The 17,601-nt window shown below is 68.5% G+C and carries 16 protein-coding genes; 7 read left to right on the forward strand and 9 right to left on the reverse strand.

What is annotated here, in order from left to right; genetic code table 11:
- Positions 1-55: 55 nt before the first annotated feature.
- Positions 56-3,076, reverse strand: coding sequence for an excinuclease ABC subunit UvrA (gene uvrA / locus ncot_RS09490; protein ID WP_168617389.1), 3,021 nt, complete (start codon positions 3,074-3,076; stop codon positions 56-58).
- A 71-nt stretch (positions 3,077-3,147) separates the two neighbouring features.
- Here uvrA and ncot_RS09495 point away from each other — a divergent pair, with 71 nt between their 5' ends.
- Positions 3,148-3,828: a maleylpyruvate isomerase family mycothiol-dependent enzyme gene (locus ncot_RS09495; RefSeq protein WP_168617390.1), complete on the forward strand. Its 681-nt coding sequence runs from the start codon at positions 3,148-3,150 to the stop codon at positions 3,826-3,828.
- A complete protein-coding gene (locus tag ncot_RS09500; protein WP_346766639.1) occupies positions 3,819-4,493 on the forward strand; it encodes an MBL fold metallo-hydrolase in 675 nt (224 codons plus the stop codon). Before ncot_RS09495 ends, ncot_RS09500 begins: the two co-directional genes overlap by 10 nt.
- A gap of 39 nt (positions 4,494-4,532) precedes the next feature.
- On the opposite strand, the gene ncot_RS19815 is transcribed toward ncot_RS09500, so the two are convergent.
- Genes ncot_RS19815 through ncot_RS09515 form a run of 3 tightly spaced genes read right to left on the reverse strand, consistent with a single transcriptional unit; the run spans position 4,533 to position 7,079 of the window.
- A complete protein-coding gene (locus tag ncot_RS19815; protein WP_168617391.1) occupies positions 4,533-5,624 on the reverse strand; it encodes a ferredoxin--NADP reductase in 1,092 nt (363 codons plus the stop codon).
- The gene (locus tag ncot_RS09510) at positions 5,614-5,913 is read right to left on the reverse strand and encodes a hypothetical protein (RefSeq protein ID WP_168617392.1); all 300 of its coding nucleotides are present in this window, start codon (positions 5,911-5,913) and stop codon (positions 5,614-5,616) included. Before ncot_RS09510 ends, ncot_RS19815 begins: the two co-directional genes overlap by 11 nt.
- Positions 5,913-7,079 carry a Rieske 2Fe-2S domain-containing protein gene (locus tag ncot_RS09515; RefSeq protein WP_168617393.1) on the reverse strand — a complete coding sequence of 389 codons (1,167 nt, stop codon included), beginning with the start codon at positions 7,077-7,079 and terminating at the stop codon, positions 5,913-5,915. Before ncot_RS09515 ends, ncot_RS09510 begins: the two co-directional genes overlap by 1 nt.
- 56 nt (positions 7,080-7,135) lie before the next feature.
- Here ncot_RS09515 and ncot_RS09520 point away from each other — a divergent pair, with 56 nt between their 5' ends.
- A complete protein-coding gene (locus tag ncot_RS09520; RefSeq protein WP_168617394.1) occupies positions 7,136-8,314 on the forward strand; it encodes an acyl-CoA dehydrogenase family protein in 1,179 nt (392 codons plus the stop codon).
- Positions 8,315-8,342: 28 nt separating this feature from the next.
- Positions 8,343-9,455, forward strand: coding sequence for an acyl-CoA dehydrogenase family protein (locus ncot_RS09525; protein ID WP_168617395.1), 1,113 nt, complete (start codon positions 8,343-8,345; stop codon positions 9,453-9,455).
- A 60-nt stretch (positions 9,456-9,515) separates the two neighbouring features.
- Here the strand turns inward: ncot_RS09525 and ncot_RS09530 are convergent, their stop codons facing one another.
- Genes ncot_RS09530 through ncot_RS09540 form a run of 3 tightly spaced genes read right to left on the reverse strand, consistent with a single transcriptional unit; the run spans position 9,516 to position 13,049 of the window.
- On the reverse strand, positions 9,516-10,253 hold the full coding sequence (locus ncot_RS09530; protein WP_168617396.1) for a CoA pyrophosphatase: 738 nt from the start codon (positions 10,251-10,253) through the stop codon (positions 9,516-9,518).
- A 50-nt stretch (positions 10,254-10,303) separates the two neighbouring features.
- Complete coding sequence (locus tag ncot_RS09535; protein ID WP_168617397.1) at positions 10,304-11,401, reverse strand: nitronate monooxygenase family protein; 1,098 nt, start codon at positions 11,399-11,401, stop codon at positions 10,304-10,306.
- A gap of 10 nt (positions 11,402-11,411) precedes the next feature.
- Entirely contained in the window at positions 11,412-13,049 is a 1,638-nt protein-coding gene (locus ncot_RS09540; RefSeq protein WP_168617398.1) for an acyl-CoA synthetase, read from the reverse strand.
- Between the two features lie 47 nt (positions 13,050-13,096).
- Between ncot_RS09540 and ncot_RS09545 the strand changes: the two genes are divergently transcribed.
- From ncot_RS09545 to trxA, 3 genes are all read left to right on the forward strand, one after another.
- Positions 13,097-13,894 (forward strand): crotonase/enoyl-CoA hydratase family protein, encoded by a 798-nt coding sequence (locus ncot_RS09545; protein ID WP_168617399.1) that lies wholly within the window; start codon positions 13,097-13,099, stop codon positions 13,892-13,894.
- Positions 13,895-13,972: 78 nt separating this feature from the next.
- A complete protein-coding gene (locus ncot_RS09550; RefSeq protein WP_168617400.1) occupies positions 13,973-14,224 on the forward strand; it encodes a DUF4242 domain-containing protein in 252 nt (83 codons plus the stop codon).
- 35 nt (positions 14,225-14,259) lie between these two features.
- The gene (gene trxA / locus ncot_RS19860) at positions 14,260-14,931 is read left to right on the forward strand and encodes a thioredoxin (RefSeq protein WP_168617401.1); all 672 of its coding nucleotides are present in this window, start codon (positions 14,260-14,262) and stop codon (positions 14,929-14,931) included.
- A 15-nt stretch (positions 14,932-14,946) separates the two neighbouring features.
- Here trxA and fadD8 read toward each other — a convergent pair whose 3' ends face one another.
- Positions 14,947-16,503: a fatty-acid--CoA ligase FadD8 gene (fadD8, locus tag ncot_RS09560; RefSeq protein ID WP_168617402.1), complete on the reverse strand. Its 1,557-nt coding sequence runs from the start codon at positions 16,501-16,503 to the stop codon at positions 14,947-14,949.
- Positions 16,500-17,546: an LLM class F420-dependent oxidoreductase gene (locus tag ncot_RS09565; RefSeq protein ID WP_168617403.1), complete on the reverse strand. Its 1,047-nt coding sequence runs from the start codon at positions 17,544-17,546 to the stop codon at positions 16,500-16,502. The genes fadD8 and ncot_RS09565 overlap by 4 nt, the downstream gene beginning before the upstream one ends.
- Positions 17,547-17,601 lie beyond the last annotated feature (55 nt).

Consider the following 17,601-nt stretch of genomic DNA (forward strand, 5'->3'; position numbering starts at 1 on the left):
GACGGACGAATGAGGTCAATGAAAGCGCAACCACCTGAAGGATGGCTGTGAGCCGTCAGGAGGACTTCGCCGCCGTCTTCCGCCCGCCGGGCCGTGCGGGAGTCCCCGTCTTCGCCCCCGCCTTCCGGGATGCCGCCGTCTTCGCCCCCGTCTTCCGGGGTGCCGCCTTCTTGGCAGCGCGCTTCCTGGGCGCCGGCGGCGCGCCCGGGGTCACCCCGAGGATCGGCGCCAGGAACGCACCGGTGTGGCTCCCGGGGTTGGCAGCGACCTCCTCCGGAGTGCCCGTCGCGACCACGGTTCCGCCCCGGGAACCGCCCTCAGGACCCATGTCGACCAGGTGGTCGGCGGTCTTGATGACGTCGAGGTTGTGCTCGATCACCAGCACGGTGTTGCCCTGGTCGACCAGCCGGCCGAGGACGAGGAGCAGCTTGCGGATGTCTTCGAAGTGGAGCCCGGTCGTCGGCTCGTCGAGCACGTAGACGGTGCGACCCGTCGAGCGCTTCTGCAGCTCGCTGGACAGCTTCACCCGCTGTGCCTCGCCGCCCGAGAGGGTGGTCGCCGGTTGGCCGAGTCGCACGTAGCCGAGGCCGACTTCGCAGAGCGTCTTCATGTGACGGGCGATCGCCGGGACGGCGGCGAAGAACTCCGCTGCCTCCTCGATCGGCATGTCGAGCACCTCGGCGATCGTCTTGCCCTTGTAGTGCACCTCGAGGGTCTCGCGGTTGTAGCGCGCCCCGTGGCAGACCTCGCACGGCACATAGACGTCGGGGAGGAAGTTCATCTCGATCTTCAGGGTGCCGTCGCCGGAGCAGGCTTCACAGCGCCCGCCCTTGACGTTGAACGAGAAGCGGCCCTGGAGGTACCCCCGCATCTTCGCCTCAGGTGTTGACGCGAAGAGCTTGCGGACGTGGTCGAAGACACCGGTGTACGTCGCCGGGTTGCTGCGCGGCGTCCGCCCGATCGGTGACTGGTCGACGTGGATCACCTTGTCGACGTGCTCGAGACCCGTGATCTTGCGGTGCCGGCCGGGAACCGTGCGTGCGTTGTAGATCTGCTTGGCCAACGAGGTGTAGAGGATGTCGTTGACCAGGGTCGACTTGCCGGAGCCCGAGACGCCCGTGACCGCGCAGAAGACTCCCAGCGGGAAGTCCACCGTGACGTCCTGCAGGTTGTGCTCGGTCGCCCCGTGCACCGTGAGGGCACGCCCCTTGGTGAGCGGACGGCGTACTTCGGGGACGGGGATCTCACGACGGCCTGACAGGTAGGCGCCCGTCGGCGAGTCGGCGTGGTTGAGCAGGTCGTCCACCGTGCCGGACACCACGACCTGGCCACCGTGCTCACCGGCGCCCGGGCCGATGTCGACGACCCAGTCGGCGGCCCGGATGGTGTCCTCGTCGTGCTCGACGACGATCAGCGTGTTGCCGAGGTCCCGCAACCGGACGAGGGTCTCGATGAGTCGGTGGTTGTCCTTCTGGTGCAGGCCGATGGACGGCTCGTCGAGCACGTAGAGGACGCCGACCAGGCCGGCGCCGATCTGGGTGGCCAGACGGATCCGCTGGGCCTCGCCGCCGGAGAGCGAGCCCGAGGGGCGGTCGAGGCTCAGGTAGTCGAGCCCGACGTCGAGCAGGAAGTTGAGTCGTTCCTGGATCTCCTTCAGCACCCGTTCGCCGATCTGACGCTCGCGGTGCGACAGCTCGAGGTGCCGGAGGTGCTCGGCGGTCTCGTTGATCGGCAATGAGCAGAGCTCAGTGATGTTGAGCCCGCCCTTCGCACGGTCTCCCAGCGTCACGGCCATGGAGACCGGCTTGAGTCGGCTCCCCTCGCAGGTCGGGCAGGGCACCTCGCGCATGAAGCCCTCGAAGCGGTCCCGACTGGTGTCGGTCTCGGCCTCACGGTGCCGCCGCTCGATGTAGGGACGCACGCCCTCGTAGGCGGCGTAGTAGGACCGCTCGCGCCCGTAGCGGTTCTTGCTGCGCACGTGGACCTTGGTGGGGTGTCCGTCGAGGATGATCGTGCGCAGCTCGGGGGAGAGCTTCTCCCACGGGGTGTTCAGGTCGAAGCCGAGCTCGTCGCCGAGGGCTCCCAACAAGCGCAGGAAGTAGTCGGCGACGTGGGCGCCGCTCCACGGCTGGATGACACCCTCGCCCAGGGTGGCCGACGGGTCGGCGACCACCAGCTCCGGGTCGACCTCCATGCGGGTCCCCAGGCCGGAACACTGTGGACACGCGCCGAACGGCGAGTTGAAGGAGAACGACCGTGGCTCCAGGTCGTCGGTGTCGAGGCTGTGCTCGTTCGGGCAGGCCATCTTCTCGGAGAACCGCAGCTCACGGTCGGGATCCTTGGCGTCGCGGTCGACGAAGTCGATCAGGACCAGTCCGCCGGCCAGCCCGAGCGCGGTCTCGACCGAGTCGGTGAGGCGGCGCTTGGCCGACTCCTTGACCGCGAGACGGTCGACGACCACCTCGATGGTGTGCTTCTTCTGCTTGTTCATCACCGGCCCGTCGAGCAACGCGTCGAGCGTCTTCGTCTCACCGTCGACACGCGCCCGGCTGTAGCCCTGGCTCTGCAGCGAGCGGAACAGCTCGACGTACTCACCCTTGCGGCCCCTGATCACCGGGGCCAGCACCTGGAACCGGGTGCCCTCGTCGTTCGTCATCAGGCGGTCGACGATCTGCTGCGGCGTCTGGCGTTCGATCGGCGACCCGCAGACCGGGCAGTGCGGGCGGCCGGCGCGGGCATAGAGCAGGCGCAGGTAGTCGTAGACCTCGGTGATGGTGCCGACGGTGGAGCGAGGGTTCTTCGAGGTGGACTTCTGGTCGATCGAGACGGCCGGGCTCAGGCCTTCGATGAAGTCGACGTCGGGCTTGTCCATCTGACCGAGGAACTGGCGGGCGTACGCCGACAGCGACTCGACGTAGCGGCGTTGGCCCTCGGCGAAGATCGTGTCGAACGCCAGGCTCGACTTGCCGGAGCCGGAGAGGCCCGTGAACACGATGAGGGAGTCGCGAGGGAGGTCGAGCGAGACATCCTTGAGGTTGTGCTCGCGCGCGCCACGAATGATCAGTTGGTCGGCCACTCGAACACCTTACGGTGTTCGAACAAGTGTTCGCCATCACACTCGCCATTTGTGGCACTAGTCTCAAGGGCATGACCCACCTGCACCTGCCTCGTGTGTACGCGGCCACCGACGCCCTGCTGGGCACGGTCGATCGGATGACGCCCGCGGAATTCGCAGGAGACAGTGTCCTGCCGGGCTGGTCCCGAGCGCACGTCGTCGCCCACGTGGCGATGAACGCACGATGCTTCGGCCGGGCCATCGGCGCGGCGCTCCGGGGCGAGCTGGTCGCCGTCTATGAGTCCACGGAAGCCCGGGACGCGGACATCAGGGGCGCCGCGGGACTGCCCGTCGGAGACCTCCGCGAGCTGTTGTTCGAGACCTGTGGGGCGTGGCGCGACGTGGCCGACGACGTCGACGAAGACCACCTGACGGCGCGACTCGAGCGCGTGCCGGGCGGGCCGCAGCTCTCCGTCGCCGAGGGCCTCGTCGCCCGGTGGCGCGAGGTGGAGATCCACCACGCGGACCTCGGCCTGGCATGGACGCCGGCGAGCTGGTCGCCGGAGTTCGTCGACGAGGTGCTTCCCTCGCTGGTCGAGTTCCGGTCACGCGAGGTCGACCTGACACTCCACTCCCCCGAGGGCTCGATCCAGGTCGGCTCGGGCGGACCGGAGGTCCGCGGAAGCCGCGCTGACCTGGCGTGGTGGTTGATGGGCCGGGGGTCCGGCGACCGTTTGACCGGCGACCTGCCTACGCTGGGACCATGGCGATGACCTACACCGGTGACGTGGCCGCGGGAGACCCCGCCGACGTCCGTGAGCTCCCCCACCTGACCATCACCAAGCTTGCTGTCGACGAGAAGATGTCGAACAACTGCTACCTGCTGCGCTGCCGCGAGACCGGGGAGCAGGTCCTCGTCGACGCAGCCGACGACAGTGACAGCCTGCTGCGGTTGTGCGAGTCGCAGCTGACCGCGGTGGTGACCACGCACCAGCACTGGGACCATCACCGTGCGTTGGCAGCTGTCGTCGAGGCGACGGGCGCCGCAGTCCTGGCAGGCGCGCCCGACGCGGACGCCATCACCGAGCAGACCGGTGTCGAGGTCGGCACCCGGCTGCAGCACGGTGACGTGGTGCCGGTGGGCCGTTGCTCCCTTCGCGTGATCGCCCTCGCAGGCCACACCCCCGGGTCGGTTGCCCTGAGGTACGACGACCCCGAGGGCCACCCCCATCTCTTCACGGGTGACAGCCTCTTCCCGGGCGGAGTGGGAAACACCTTCGGCGACGCCCAGGCCTTCGCCACCCTGATCGACGAGGTGGAGACGAAGGTCTTCGGCACCCTGCCCGACGAGACCTGGTTCTACCCCGGTCACGGCAAGGACGGGCAGCTCGGTAACGAGCGACCGCACCTCGCAGAGTGGCGCGAGCGCGGCTGGTAGTCGACGTGTCGCTCTTCCCGGGCCGGCCGGAACCGTCGTTCAGCCGTTGTAGGTGATCCGCAGCTTCTCGCTGAGTGGCAGCGCCTGACAGGTCAGTCGGATGCCGTCGGCGAGATCGGTCTCGTCGAGCACCTCGTTGTGCAACATCTTGACCTCGCCCTCGAGCACCATGCAGGCACAGGCACTGCAGTTGCCCTCGCGGCAGGAGAACGGAGCGTCGACGCCCTTGGACTCCAGGAAGTCGAGGATCGGCTTGTCGCCCGCATAGTCGTCGAACTCGTAGTTCTCGCCGTCCAGCTCGACCTCGATGCGGACCGGTCCGGTCAGTGGGTTCTCCGCCCCGTCGCCGTCCTCGTGGTCGTCCGCGTCGGCCAGCGTCTCCTCGGCCTTGCGGAGCTCTTCGACGTCGCCGAACGGGTTGCCTCCGAGCGAGACGAACTTCTCCTGGTGACGGCGGGCACGAGGGAACTCGAGCTCTCGCAGTGCAAGGGAGACGCTCTTCATGAACGGCGCCGGCCCACAGCAGAACGCGTCGTACGTCGCGAAGTGGGACGCGAACGACTTCAGCTGCTCCTGGGTGGGCAGGCCCTGGACGGACTCCAGCCAGTGCACGACCACGAGCCGGTCGGGGTGCTCGGCCGAGAGCCTGGCCCACTCCTTCGCGAAGATCACGGAGGTCTCGTCCCGGTTGGCGTAGAAGACGACGATCTTTCCCGTGCCTCGGGCCAGGGCGGTGCGTGCGATGGAGATGATGGGGGTGACACCGCTGCCGCCGGCGAAGAGCAGCAGGTCCTCGTCGAGGTCGGCCGGTGAGAAGATGCCGCTGGGTGGCAGCACCCGGATGGAGTCGCCCGCCTTGAGGTTGTCGCAGATCCAGTTGGAGGCATAACCGTCGACCGTGCGCTTCACGGTGACGGTCAGGGGTCCGCCGTCGACCGGCGAGCTGCTCAGGGAGTAGCACCTGGCTGCGAGCCCCGTCGTGTCGCTCGGCACCGCGAGGGTGAGGAACTGCCCCGGGCGGTAGGTGAAGTGGTCCTCGGCCTCGGTCGGGACCACGAACTGAACCGAGCAGGCATCAGGGGTCTCCTCGACGACGCCGAGGACCTCCAGGAGAAACGATTCAGTATCCATCTTCTGCTCCGATGGGGACGGCCCCGTCGCGGACCGCAGCTTCGATGCTGGCGGTCAGGCGGGGACATGACACGTGGATCTGGCGCCCACCGGGCGCCGAGCCCATTCTTGCGAACTCCTGGCACTGGCCGTGGGAGTCGTCCCACTGAATGGAGGTGTGGTGCTCGCTGTTCTTCTTCACGCGCACACGTGCCAGGCAGTCCAGGCAGGCGACCTCGACCAACCGCGCCTGGGTGTAGCGCCGCTGGTCCTCCAGCGTCTCCGCGCTGCTGGGGACGAAGGAGGCCATCAGCTGGTCTCGGCGGGCTCTTGAGCCTGCTCGGCTGCAGCGGTGTCGTCCTCGGCGGCCTTGCGGGCAAGGTTCTCCTGCACCTCCTGGCGCCAGAACTCGTTGGCCTTGGTGGTGTCGACCTCGAACTCGAACCGGTCGGTCATCTCGCCGGTGATCTCGGCCTTGTCGACGTAGAACTGCTCGTACCAGCGCCGCAGCTGGTAGACCGGACCGTCCTCCTCGCACAGGAGCGGGTTCTGCACCGGCGCCTTGTCGAGCCAGATGCGCACGTCCTGGAGGAAGCCGTCGCCGAACATGTCGGAGTACTTCTTGCCGATGTAGTTGGCGGTCTTGTCGTCCAGGCCCTCGGGCTTCTCGACGCAGAGGCCGTACTGCAGCTTGAACGAGTTGGGGCCGGTCGGGACGTGGCAGTTGATCAGGATGACCTTGGTCAGGAAGCCCTTGTAGTCGGTCTCGAGCCAGTTCACCATGAACGACGGACCGTAGTAGGTGGCCTCCGACCTGAGGACCAGGTCCTCGTCGCCGTACCCGTCGCCGGCCATGTCGGGACGCCCCGTCGACTCCATGAACTGGGTGGCCATGTGGCCCTCGAAGACGTTGCGGAAGTTGGTCGGGAAGGCGAAGTGGATGTAGAAGAAGTGCGCCATGTCGACCACGTTGTCGACGATCTCGCGACAGTGAGCGGTCGGGACGTCGATGACCTCCCAGGTCCACTCGGTGTATCGATCCGTTCCGACTCCCTCGAGCTCGGGCGGGAGGATCTCCATGTCTGCGGCGCTGCCCTCGACGTCGTGCCACACGAGCAGCATCCCGTTGCGCACGACGCTCGGGTAGGTCTGGGTGCGGGCGCGCATCGGCACGCGACGGGCGTAGGGAATCGCCTTGCACCTGCCGTCGCCGCCCCAACGCCAGTCGTGGAACGGACAGGCGATCTCGTCACCCTTGACCGTGCCCTGGGTGAGGTCGCCACCCATGTGGCGGCAGTAGCCGTCGAGGACCTTCAGGTCACCCTGGGTGTCGGCCCAGACGACGAGCTTGCCGCCGAAGGCCTCGATCGCGTGGGGCTTGCCGTCGCGGAACGAGTCAGCCAGGCCGAGGCAGTGCCAACCGCGCGCGAAGCGCTCGGGCGCGGAGCCCGAGTCGAGAAGGCGGGCATCACTCATGGGAACTACCTCCGACAGTGCTGGACCAAAACGAGAACACGTTATAGTTTTACCACATGCGCGTCGCTCTCACACCAGCCCAGGAACGACTTCGAGAGGAGTTGCGCGACTATTTCGGCCAGCTCGTCACCCCGGAGCGCCGTACGGCGCTGGCCATGGCCACCGGCGAGTTCGGTGACGCGCAGGTCTACCGCGAGGTGATCCACGAGCTCGGCAGCGACGGGTGGCTCGGGATCGGGTGGCCGAAGGAGTACGGCGGACAGGCGCGCTCGATGGTCGAGCAGCTGATCTTCACCGACGTGGCCGCCGTGGCCGGCGTCCCGATCCCCTACCTCACCCTGAACACGGTGGGGCCGACCATCATGCGCTACGGATCCGACGAGCAGAAGGACTACTTCCTGCCGAGGATCCTGGCCGGCGACCTGCACTTCTCCATCGGCTACTCCGAACCGGGATCAGGCACTGACCTGGCGTCGCTGAAGACGCGTGCGGTCCGTGAGGGAGACGAGTGGGTGATCAACGGCCAGAAGATGTGGACCTCCCTGATCCAGTACGCCGACTGGATCTGGATGGCGTGCCGCACCGATCCCGATCTGCCACGCCACAAGGGCTTGTCGATGATCCTGGTTCCAGCCGACTCGCCCGGTTTCTCCTACACTCCGGTGCACACGGTGGCCGGCGTGCACACGAGTGCGACGTACTACGAGGACGTGCGCGTCCCGGCCTCGAACCTGGTCGGCGAGCTCAACGGCGGTTGGAACCTGATGACCAACCAGCTCAACCACGAGCGGGTCGCGCTGACCTCGTCGGCCGCCACGGTTCACTCCCTGCAGCTCGTGACGGACTGGGCCCGGGAGACGCGTCGCCCCGACGGCAGCCGGGTGATCGAGCAGGAGTGGGTGCAGGTGCTGCTCGGCCGGGCCCACGCCCGCGTCGACGCGCTGACGTTGGTCAACTGGAAGCTGGCCACCGAGATCGACACGCTCTCACCGGCCGATGCGTCGGCGACGAAGGTCTACGGCTCGGAGCTGAACACCGAGGTCTACCGCTCGCTGATGGAGATCGTCGGTCCCAACGCCGGACTCACCTCGGACTCCCCCGGCTCGGCACTCGCGGGCCGCCTCGAGCGCTACTTCAGGTCGTCGCTGGTGATGACCTTCGGCGGCGGGACCAACGAGGTCCAGCGCGACATCATCGGGTACGTCGGACTCGGCCTCCCCGCCGCCAAGCGATAGACAGATTCGAAGGACATGGACTGCTGCGATGGATTTTGACTTCACCCCGGCCCAGGACGAAGCGGCGATCCTGGCCGCCCGGATCCTCACGGACAAGGCGACTCCCGAACGGATGCGCGAGGTCGAGGGGGCCGGTGACCGGTTCGACCGCGAGCTGTGGAGCTCGATGGCCGGTTCCGGGCTGCTGTCCCTGGCGATTCCGGAGGAGTACGACGGTGCCGGGCTCGGGCTGATCGAGCTCGTGCGGGTCCTGATCGAGGTCGGTCGCACGGTTGCGCCCGTCCCTCTCGCGACCCACGGTCCAGCCTCGTTCCTGCTGGCCGAGGCGGGCTCGGACCACCAGAAGCAGAGCTGGCTGCCAGGGGCGGCGACCGGATCACGGCTCCTGACCGCCGCGGTCAGCGAGGACGGGGCACACCTGCCCGCCTCGCCGGCCGTGACTGCAGAACGTGGCGCCGACGCCTGGACCCTCGACGGGACGAAGACGATCGTGCGCGCCGGCACGGTCGCCGACCTGCTCCTGGTCACCGCCACCACGGACCAAGGCCCGGGCGTGTTCCTGGTCGAGCCCGGCAGCGACGGCGTGAGGGTGCAGCCGCAGCACACCAGTGACGGCGATGTCGTCGCTCGCATCGAGCTCAGCGATGTCGTTCTGCCCGCCGATGCGCTCGTGGGAACGACCGACGGCACGGCGGCCCGGCGCCTCGGCCAGCTCGTCACCGTCTGCGCAGCGGCCGAACAGCTCGGCGTGGTCCGGGGCGCCGTTGCCCTGACCGCGGCGTACGCCAAGTCGCGTGAGCAGTTCGGTCGTCCGATCGGAACCTTCCAGGCGGTCTCACAACGGCTGGCGGACGGCTACATCGACGGACTCCTCGAGGAGCTGGCCCTGTGGCAGGCGGTGTGGCGGGTCTCCGAGGGACTCCCCGCCGAGGTCGAAGTGGCCAGCGCCAAACTCTGGGCAGCAGACGCCGGGCACCGTGTCGCCCACACGACGGTGCACGTCCACGGTGGGGTCGGCATCGACCTGGACGGCGAGGCCCACCGCTACTTCACCGCGGCCAAGCGTTTCGAGTTCTCCTTCGGGGGTGCCACCGAGCAGGCCCTGACGATCGGACGCGCGCTGGCCGGCGAGAGCTCCTGACCGTTCCCGGGCCTCCCGGGCGTCGTACCCTCGGACGCCGGGGCCACCCCGGACCTGAGGTCAGCGCCAGGCGAAGACCGGCTGCTCGAACGCCTCGACCGCGGCGGAGCTCCCCTCCAACGCGAGCCAGCGCACCTGCACCAGGACGGCTCCCGTGGGCGCGTGGATGCGGTCGTTGCCGAGCGGCACCTGGACAACGGGCCGGTCGCTCTCGGGGATGTCCACGAAGACCGGCGAGTCGGAGCGCTGGAGGTTGTGCAGCCCGACCCGGTAGGCCGCAAGCACCTCGTCGGGAGAGGGCCGGATCTCCAGGCGACCCCCGCCCCACACCACCACCGGCGTGATCACGTAGCCCGATCTCGTCGCGTAGTCGTCGAGCAGGCCGAGCACGTCCTCGCGCCCCAGTCGCACACCGATCTCCTCGTCGGTCTCGCGCAGCGCCGCATCGATCGCGTCCTCCCCGGGATCCAGGCGTCCTCCGGGCAGGGCCCACTGCCCGGCGTGCGCCCGCAGGGTCCCGGGCCGCCGACACATCACGAAGGCGGCGCCCCCAGCGACGTCCTGCATGCTGCCGTCCAGCCCGCTGGCACCGCCCGGCACCTGGGGCATGTCACCCATGCCCGGTGGCGCCGGGTCGACCCGGTCCTCGCCGACCTCGGAGTCCACCAGCAGGACCGCGACTGCAGCGCGACGGTGCCCGTCGGGACTCGTCGTACGCCGCTGGTGGCCGGACAGGTTGTGCGAGATCCGGTCGCGCAGCGCCTGGTCGTAGGTCAGCGGTGACGGAGCTGTGGGCATGGCCCCATTGTCGGCCATCGTGCAACCAGCCGGGCAGCGCGCTCGCGTGTTCAGTCCAGGGACTTCAGGCGAGCGACGGTCTCGTCGTACTCCTTCACCAGGTCGGCCATCACGTCGGCGACGGAGCGCACCTCGTTCGTGCGTCCGACTATCTGCCCGGCCGGCATCGAGATGGTCTCGGGGTCGTTCCCGGAGTTCATCCGGTTGTGGGCGTCGGCGACGAGCAGGTTCTGGAGCGGCATCGGCAGCGGGGCCGGCGCGTCCTCACCTTCCCAGGCATCGGTCCACTTCGTCCTCAGCAGCCGTGCCGGCTTGCCGGTGTAGACCCGGGTACGCACGGTGTCCCCCGACCCGGCAGCGAGCAGGGCATCGCGGATGCCGGTGCCCGCGGAGAGGTCGTACTCCTCGACGGTGAGCCACAAGGACCCGGTCCACGCCCCTTGGGCGCCCAGCGCGAGCGCTGCCGCAATCTGCCGCCCCGAGCCGATTCCACCTGCGGCAAGGACCGGGACGTCCGGTCCGACCGCGTCGACGATCTCCGGGGTGAGCACCATCCCGGCGATCTCGCCCGTGTGGCCGCCCGCCTCGTAGCCCTGGGCGACGATGATGTCGACGCCGTTCCTCACGTGCGACAGCGCGTGCTTGGCGGCCCCGGCCAGTGCGGCAACCTTGACGCCGGCAGCGTGCGCCTGCTCGATGATGTCGACCGGCGGTGAACCGAGCGCGTTCGCGATCAGGACGGGTCGGTGGGCCAGCGCCACGTCGACGTGTGAGCGGGCGACCGAGTGCAGCCAGCCCAACACGCCTTCGCGGCCCTCTCCCTCCGGAAGTGGAGGTACGCCGAGCTGCTGCAGCGTGCGCTCCACGAAGCTGATGTGCTCGGGCGGGATCATCGACTGGAGATCGACGGCCCTGCCCTCCGTCGGGACCTTCATCGGCATCACGACGTCGACACCGTAGGGCTTGCCGTCGGTGTTGCCGTCGAGCCAGTCGAGGGTGCGGTCGAGCTCGTCCGCGTCGTTGAAGCGGACCGCCCCGAGGACCCCGAGGCCGCCTGCCCTGGACGCGGCGGCGGCCACGTGCTCCGAGGGCGTGAACGCGAAGATCGGGTGATCGATCCCGAAGAGCTCGCACAGGTCGGTCTTCATGGTCTGCTCCTCAGGCCGGCTGCGTCGTGGCGGTGGCCAGCTTCTTGGCCCGCGGATAGTTCGCCTTGCCCGTCGCGTGCCGCGGGATCTCGTCGACGAGGGTCAACGAGCGCGGAAGCTTGTAGCCGGACAGGCTGCTGCGCAGGAACTCGCGCAGGCCCTCGAGCTCGGGTGTCGCGCCCTCACGCGGTTGGACCACCGCAGCCACCTGTTGGCCGTAGTTCTCGTCGGCGATGCCCACCACGAGGACGTCGAAGACGTCGGGGTGTCCCTTGAGCGCGTTCTCCACCTCTTCGGGGTAGACCTTCTCCCCGCCGGTGTTGATGCAGTTGGAGCCGCGCCCGAGCAGCGTCACCCTGTTCTCCCCCTCGAGCCGGACGAAGTCACCGGGCACCGAGTAGCGAGTGCCGTCGATCTCCAGGAACGTCTGCGCCGACTTCGCCTCGTCCTTGTAGTAGCCGACCGGGACGCTCCCGGAGCGGGCCAGTCGCCCGATCCGGCCGACCTCCGTGGCCGTGTCGAGAACGGTGTTGTCCTCGTCGAGGACGACGGACTCCAGGCCGAGGGTGATCATCGCCCCTTCGCCCTTGATGTTCTCCTTGTCCTGCAGTCCCGTGCCCTGGAAGCCGGTCTCGGAGGCCCCGACGGAGTCGGTGAAGAACGTGTCCGGGAACCCAGCCATCCAGCGCTCCTTGACGGGGCGGCTGAAGATGGCGGCGCTGCTGGCCACGGCGACGAGCGAGCTGCCGTCGTACGCGCCACGCTCGTACTCCTCGATCAGCGGTCGGGCCATCGCGTCGCCGGTCATGAAGATCAGCTGGACCTTCTCCCGCTGGACCGTCTCCCAGACCTCCCGGGGGTCGAACTTGGGCGCCAGGATCGTCAGGTGGCCGGCGAAGAGGTGCATCAGCATCGCGGCCTGGGCGCCGCCGTGCATCAGTGGAGACAGGGGGAAGGTGACCATCGGCTCGCCGGCCGCGGCGGCCCGGGACTGGTCGAGCTCCTCCAACCGGGTTCCTGCCATGAAGTCGATGCCGCCGCCGAGCACCCGCCAGAAGTCCTCGTGGCGCCACATGACGCCCTTGGGGTATCCGGTCGTCCCGCCCGTGTAGACGATGTAGAGGTCGTCGTTGGACCGGGCGTCGAAGTCTCGGTCTGCACTCCGGGATGCCAGTGCGTCGCTCCAGCTGACGCCGCCGTACCCCTCGATCGCCGGCGCAGTCCCGGGATCCGCTGCTCCGGGACCCATCGGGTCGTCCATGACCACGAACGTGCGCAGCTTCTCGTGGTTGCCGGCCACCTGGGCCACCAGGGGCGCGTAGGACCGCTCGTGGATCAGCGCGACCAGGTCGGCGTTGTCGAAGAGGTAGTTGAGCTCGCCCTCGACGTAGCGGTAGTTGACGTTGATCGCGACGGCGCGGATCTTGAAGATCGCGAGCAGGGCCACGACGTGCTCGACGCTGTTCTTGGCGTAGACCCCGACGTGGTCGCCGGCGTCGATGCCGTGGGCCTGCAGGTGATGGGCGAGCCTGTTGGCGTCGGCCTCCAGCTCGGCATAGGCCACCTTGCGGTCTCCCACTTGGATGGCGTGGCGATCGGGAACGGCGTCGACGGCGTGCTCGAAGAGATCAGCGATGTTCAGGGCCATGCGCGAAAGACTAGAACACGTTCTCGTTTCTGACTAGAGTCCTTCTCATGAACTCTGAACCGCAGCCGCACTGCCTCGTCGACCAGGTCGGTCACACCCTGGTGGTGACCATGAACCGACCGGAGAAGCGCAACGCGCTCTCCGGGGAGATGCTCGCCCTCATGGAGCAGGCGTGGGACCGGGTGAACTCCGATGACTCCATCCGCGTCGTGATCCTGACCGGCGCCGGCGGTGCGTTCTGCGCAGGTGCCGACCTGACCGCGATGTCCCAGTCATCCCCGTCGGACAAGTTCGAGTCCGGCGAGTTCGACCCGTCGGTGATCAAGTCCCTGCTCAAGGGCTTTCGGCTCACGAAGCCGTTGATCGCCGCAGTCGAGGGGCCGGCCATCGCCGGTGGGACCGAGATCCTGCAGGCCACCGACATCAGGGTTGCCGGGGAATCGGCGCGCTTCGGCGTCTCCGAGCCGAGGTGGGGCCTCTATCCGCTTGGCGGGTCCGCGGTCCGACTCCCCCGCCAGCTCCCCTACACCGTGGCCGCCGACCTGCTGCTGACCGGGCGCCACGTCAAGGCGCCCGAGGCCAAGGAGATCGGACTGATCGGTCACGTCGTGCCGGACGGGGAGGCCCTGGCCAAGGCCCATGAGCTCGCGGAGCTCATCTCCGCGAACGGTCCACTGGCCGTCCAAGCGGTCCTGAGGACGATCCGTGACTCGGAGGGGAAGCACGAGAACGAGTGCTGGGCCGACGACGCTGCTGTCGGAGCGGCCGTCTTCGCCTCCGCCGACGCGCAGGAGGGCCCGAGGGCCTTCGCCGAGAAGCGCACGCCGCGCTTCACCGGACGCTAGGAGACATGCCCAGTTCTGGGGATGCCGCGCCGTCGCGCTACGGCCTAGCCTGAAATGTTCCCAGGAGAGGAGGGGCCAGTGGCTCTCTACATGGATGTCCACAACGTCGGGACCGGGGTGACGGCCGAGGACGTGGCAAAGGCCCACGCCGCGGACCTGGCCATCCAGGACCGACACGGCGTGAACTACCAGCAGTACTGGGTCGACGAGACCAACGGCAAGATCTTCTGCCTCGTCGACGCGCCCGATGCGGAGGCGGCCAACACCGTGCACCGGGAGGCCCACGGCCTCGTCGCCGATGAGATCTACCCGGTGAGGGAGGGCACCTGACCACCCCCGCTTCAGAGTCCTCGTAGGCTGGTGGCATGAGCACTCGCGACCTGACCCTGGCCGACTTCGAGGAGACCGTTGGGGGCGAGGGCATCGTGCTCGTCGACTTCTGGGCCGCGTGGTGCGGTCCGTGCCGACAGTTCGCCCCGGTCTTCGACAACGCCTCCGACGCGCATCCCGACATCACCTTCGGGAAGGTCGACACCGAGGCCGAGCAGGAGCTGGCGGGGCGCGCGGGGATCTCGTCGATCCCGACGCTGATGCTCTTCCGCGACGGCATCATGCTGTTCAACCAGGCCGGTGCGCTCCCTCCGCAGGCGCTCGACGACGTGATCAAGCAGGCTCGCGACCTCGACATGGCCGACGTACGCCGTCAGCTGGCGCAGGCCCAGCAGGAGGCCGAGAACGGCGAGGTGGGTCTCGACGACTTCGCGGCCGCCCACAGCCAAGGGGCCTTCGTCCTCGATGTCCGGGAGTCCGACGAGTTCACCGCGGGCCACGTGCCCGGCGCCACCCACATCCCGATGAACGACGTGCCCCAGCGTCTCGACGAGGTGCCCACCGACCGCGAGGTCTACGTCATCTGCCAGAGCGGAGGGCGCAGCAGGGCCGTCGTGGGCCTCCTGCGCCAGCGAGGCATCACCGCCCTGAACGTGTCCGCCGGAACGGCGGGCTGGGTGCAGCGCGGTTGGCCCGTGAACCGCTGACCCCAGCCCGCGCGATCAGCCGGCGTAGCGGGCTCGGAGTGCCTTCTTGTCGGGCTTGCCGAGACCGGTCAACGGAATCGAGGCGACGGTCAGGACCTGCTTCGGCACGTGCACGGAACCCTTGCGTTGCTTCACGAGTGCCTGGATCTCGCCGATCACCTCGTCGCTCAGTCCGCCGGCGTCCCGCGGCACGACGATGGCGGTGACGGCCTCACCGAACTTCTCGTGCGGGGTCCCGATCACGGCGACCTGCGCCACCGCAGGGTGCTCGGCGACGACGTCCTCGACCTCGCGGGGGAACACGTTGAAGCCGCCGGTCACGATCATGTCCTTCGTGCGGTCCACGATGAACCAGAACCCGTCCTCGTCCTCGCGCGCGACGTCACCGGTGTGCATCCAGCCGTCGCGGAACGTGGCCGCCGTCTCGTCGGGGAGCTGCCAGTAGCCCTCCGCGGCCAGGGGGCCGGCGACGCAGATCTCCCCCGGTTCCCCGGGCGCCACCGGTGTGCCGTCCTCGCCCAGGAGTGCCGTGCGGACGAACGCGGACGGGCGACCGCACGAGCTGAGTCGAGCCGTGTCGTGCTCCTCCTTGGAGAGATACGTGATCGCCATCGGCGCCTCGGACTGACCGTAGTACTGCGCGAAGATCGGACCGAACCTGTCGATCGCCTCCTGCAGGCGCACCGGATTGATCGAGGAGGCGCCGTAGTAGACCGTCTCCAGGGACGACAGGTCCCGGGTGCGGGAGTCCGGGTGGTCGAGCAGCGCGTAGATCATCGACGGCACCAGCATGGTCGCGGTGATCCGTCGCTCCTCGATCGTGCGCAGCACCTCGGCGGGATCGAACTTGGGGAGCACGACCAGGCATCCGCCCTTCATCACGGTCGGCACGAAGAATGCGGCGCCGGCGTGCGAGAGCGGGGTGCACATCAGGAACCGTGGGTTCCTCGGCCACTCCCACTCCGCCAGCTGGATCTGCGCCATCGTGTTCATCGAGCGTGCGGTGCCGATCACGCCCTTGGGCTTGCCCGTGGTGCCGCCGGTGTAGGTGATCGAGACGATGTGGTCCGCTTCCAGCAACGCGGCCTCCAACGGCCCTGCGGCGTACGTCGCTGCCGTTGCGACGAGGTCGTGCCCGACGTGGCGCAGCTCCTCGGGGACGGGGCCGATGGTCAGGACACGCTCGAGTCCGGGGCACTTCTCGAGCAGGCCGACGGCTCGCTCCTTTAAGGCCGGGTCGATGACGAGCGTGGTGATGCCGGCATCGTTGATCACGTAGGCGTGGTCGTCGAGCGAGCCCAGCGGATGGAGTGCCGTGCGCCGGAAGCCCTGGGTCTGGCCGGCGCCGAGGATGAACAGCACCTCGGGACGGTTGAGGGCCAGCAGCGCGGACGACGTGCCGCTGCCGGCGCCCAGGGCCTCGAAGGCCTGGACGTACTGACTGATCCGGGCTGACACCTCCCCACCCGTGAGGGTGACGTCGCCGAGGTACATCACCGGGTCGTCGCGGTGAGCCTTGAGGGCCGCGACCATCAGGTGGCCGTTGTGGGTGCCGGTGTGCAGGTCGCTCATCCGAGCACCTCCGCGACCTGGCGCACCTCGTCCGCCGTACGGCAGCTGAGCAGCAACGTGGACACGCCGGTCTCCTCCCACTGGGCCACCCGCTCCCGGACCGCGTCGGGGCTTCCCACGATGTGCATGTCGTCGACCAGGTCGTCGGGGATCAACGCGGTCGCCTCGCCCCGCTTGCCGGCCAGGAACAGCTCCTGCACGCGATCGGTGATGTCGCCGTGGCCCATCCTCTCGAAGACGCGCTTGTGGAAGTTGGCCTCCTTGGCGCCCATCCCGCCCATGTAGAGGGCAACCGACGGCTTGAGTGCCTCGAGGACGGCCTGCTTGGCGGGGCCGTCATCCTCGGTGACCTGGAGGTGGCAGGTGGCAGCGATCTCGAAGTCGTCCCGGGAGCGTCGAGCGCCCTCCCGGGCAAAGCCCTCGTCCAGCCAGGGTTGATACATCCCGGCCGACTGCGGCGTGTAGAAGATCGGAATCCATCCGTCCGCGATCTCGGCGGTCTGGGCCACGTTCTTCGGCCCCTCGGCGCCCAGCCAGATCGGGATGTCGGGACGCAAGGGGTGCACGATCGACTTGAGGGGCTTGCCGAGACCGACCGAGCCCGGGCCGGCGTACGGCAGCGGATGGTGGGGTCCGTCGTTCGTCACCGGGGCCTCGCGAGCCAGCACCTGGCGGATGATGTCGACCACCTCACGGGTCCTGGCGAGGGGCTTCTCGAACGGCTGGCCGTACCAGCCCTCGACCACCTGCGGTCCGCTCACGCCCATGCCCAGCACGACGCGACCACCGGTGAGGTGGTCGAGGGTCAGGGCGTGCATCGCGATGGAGGCCGGGCTGCGTCCGGACATCTGCACGATCGAGGTGCCCAGCCGGAGCCTCGACGTCTCGCGACCCCACCAGGCCAACGGCGTGAAGGCGTCCGAACCCCATGCCTCGGCGGTGAAGAGGGCATCGAAACCCTCCGCCTCCGCGGCGGCCACCAGCTCCGCGACACCCGAGGGCGGCTGTGCGCCCCAGTAACCCAGTTGCAGGCCCAGCTTCATCTGCGACTCCTCAGTTGGAATACTTGTGCACCACACTAGAACATGTTTCACTTTT

The sequence above is a fragment of the Nocardioides sp. JQ2195 genome (genome assembly GCF_012272695.1).
GTDB lineage: Bacteria > Actinomycetota > Actinomycetes > Propionibacteriales > Nocardioidaceae > Nocardioides.

What these genes read in the sequence shown, in the direction of transcription:
- ncot_RS09495 (WP_168617390.1), top strand. Translation starts at nt 3,148, where the DNA reads ATGACCCACCTGCACCTGCCTCGTGTGTACGCGGCCACCGACGCCCTG.
- ncot_RS09500 (WP_346766639.1), top strand. Translation starts at nt 3,819, where the DNA reads ATGGCGATGACCTACACCGGTGACGTGGCCGCGGGAGACCCCGCCGAC.
- ncot_RS19815 (WP_168617391.1), bottom strand. Translation starts at nt 5,624, where the DNA reads ATGGATACTGAATCGTTTCTCCTGGAGGTCCTCGGCGTCGTCGAGGAG.
- ncot_RS09510 (WP_168617392.1), bottom strand. Translation starts at nt 5,913, where the DNA reads ATGGCCTCCTTCGTCCCCAGCAGCGCGGAGACGCTGGAGGACCAGCGG.
- ncot_RS09515 (WP_168617393.1), bottom strand. Translation starts at nt 7,079, where the DNA reads ATGAGTGATGCCCGCCTTCTCGACTCGGGCTCCGCGCCCGAGCGCTTC.
- ncot_RS09520 (WP_168617394.1), top strand. Translation starts at nt 7,136, where the DNA reads ATGCGCGTCGCTCTCACACCAGCCCAGGAACGACTTCGAGAGGAGTTG.
- ncot_RS09525 (WP_168617395.1), top strand. Translation starts at nt 8,343, where the DNA reads ATGGATTTTGACTTCACCCCGGCCCAGGACGAAGCGGCGATCCTGGCC.
- ncot_RS09530 (WP_168617396.1), bottom strand. Translation starts at nt 10,253, where the DNA reads ATGCCCACAGCTCCGTCACCGCTGACCTACGACCAGGCGCTGCGCGAC.
- ncot_RS09535 (WP_168617397.1), bottom strand. Translation starts at nt 11,401, where the DNA reads ATGAAGACCGACCTGTGCGAGCTCTTCGGGATCGATCACCCGATCTTC.
- ncot_RS09540 (WP_168617398.1), bottom strand. Translation starts at nt 13,049, where the DNA reads ATGGCCCTGAACATCGCTGATCTCTTCGAGCACGCCGTCGACGCCGTT.
- ncot_RS09545 (WP_168617399.1), top strand. Translation starts at nt 13,097, where the DNA reads ATGAACTCTGAACCGCAGCCGCACTGCCTCGTCGACCAGGTCGGTCAC.
- trxA (WP_168617401.1), top strand. Translation starts at nt 14,260, where the DNA reads ATGAGCACTCGCGACCTGACCCTGGCCGACTTCGAGGAGACCGTTGGG.
- fadD8 (WP_168617402.1), bottom strand. Translation starts at nt 16,503, where the DNA reads ATGAGCGACCTGCACACCGGCACCCACAACGGCCACCTGATGGTCGCG.
- ncot_RS09565 (WP_168617403.1), bottom strand. Translation starts at nt 17,546, where the DNA reads ATGAAGCTGGGCCTGCAACTGGGTTACTGGGGCGCACAGCCGCCCTCG.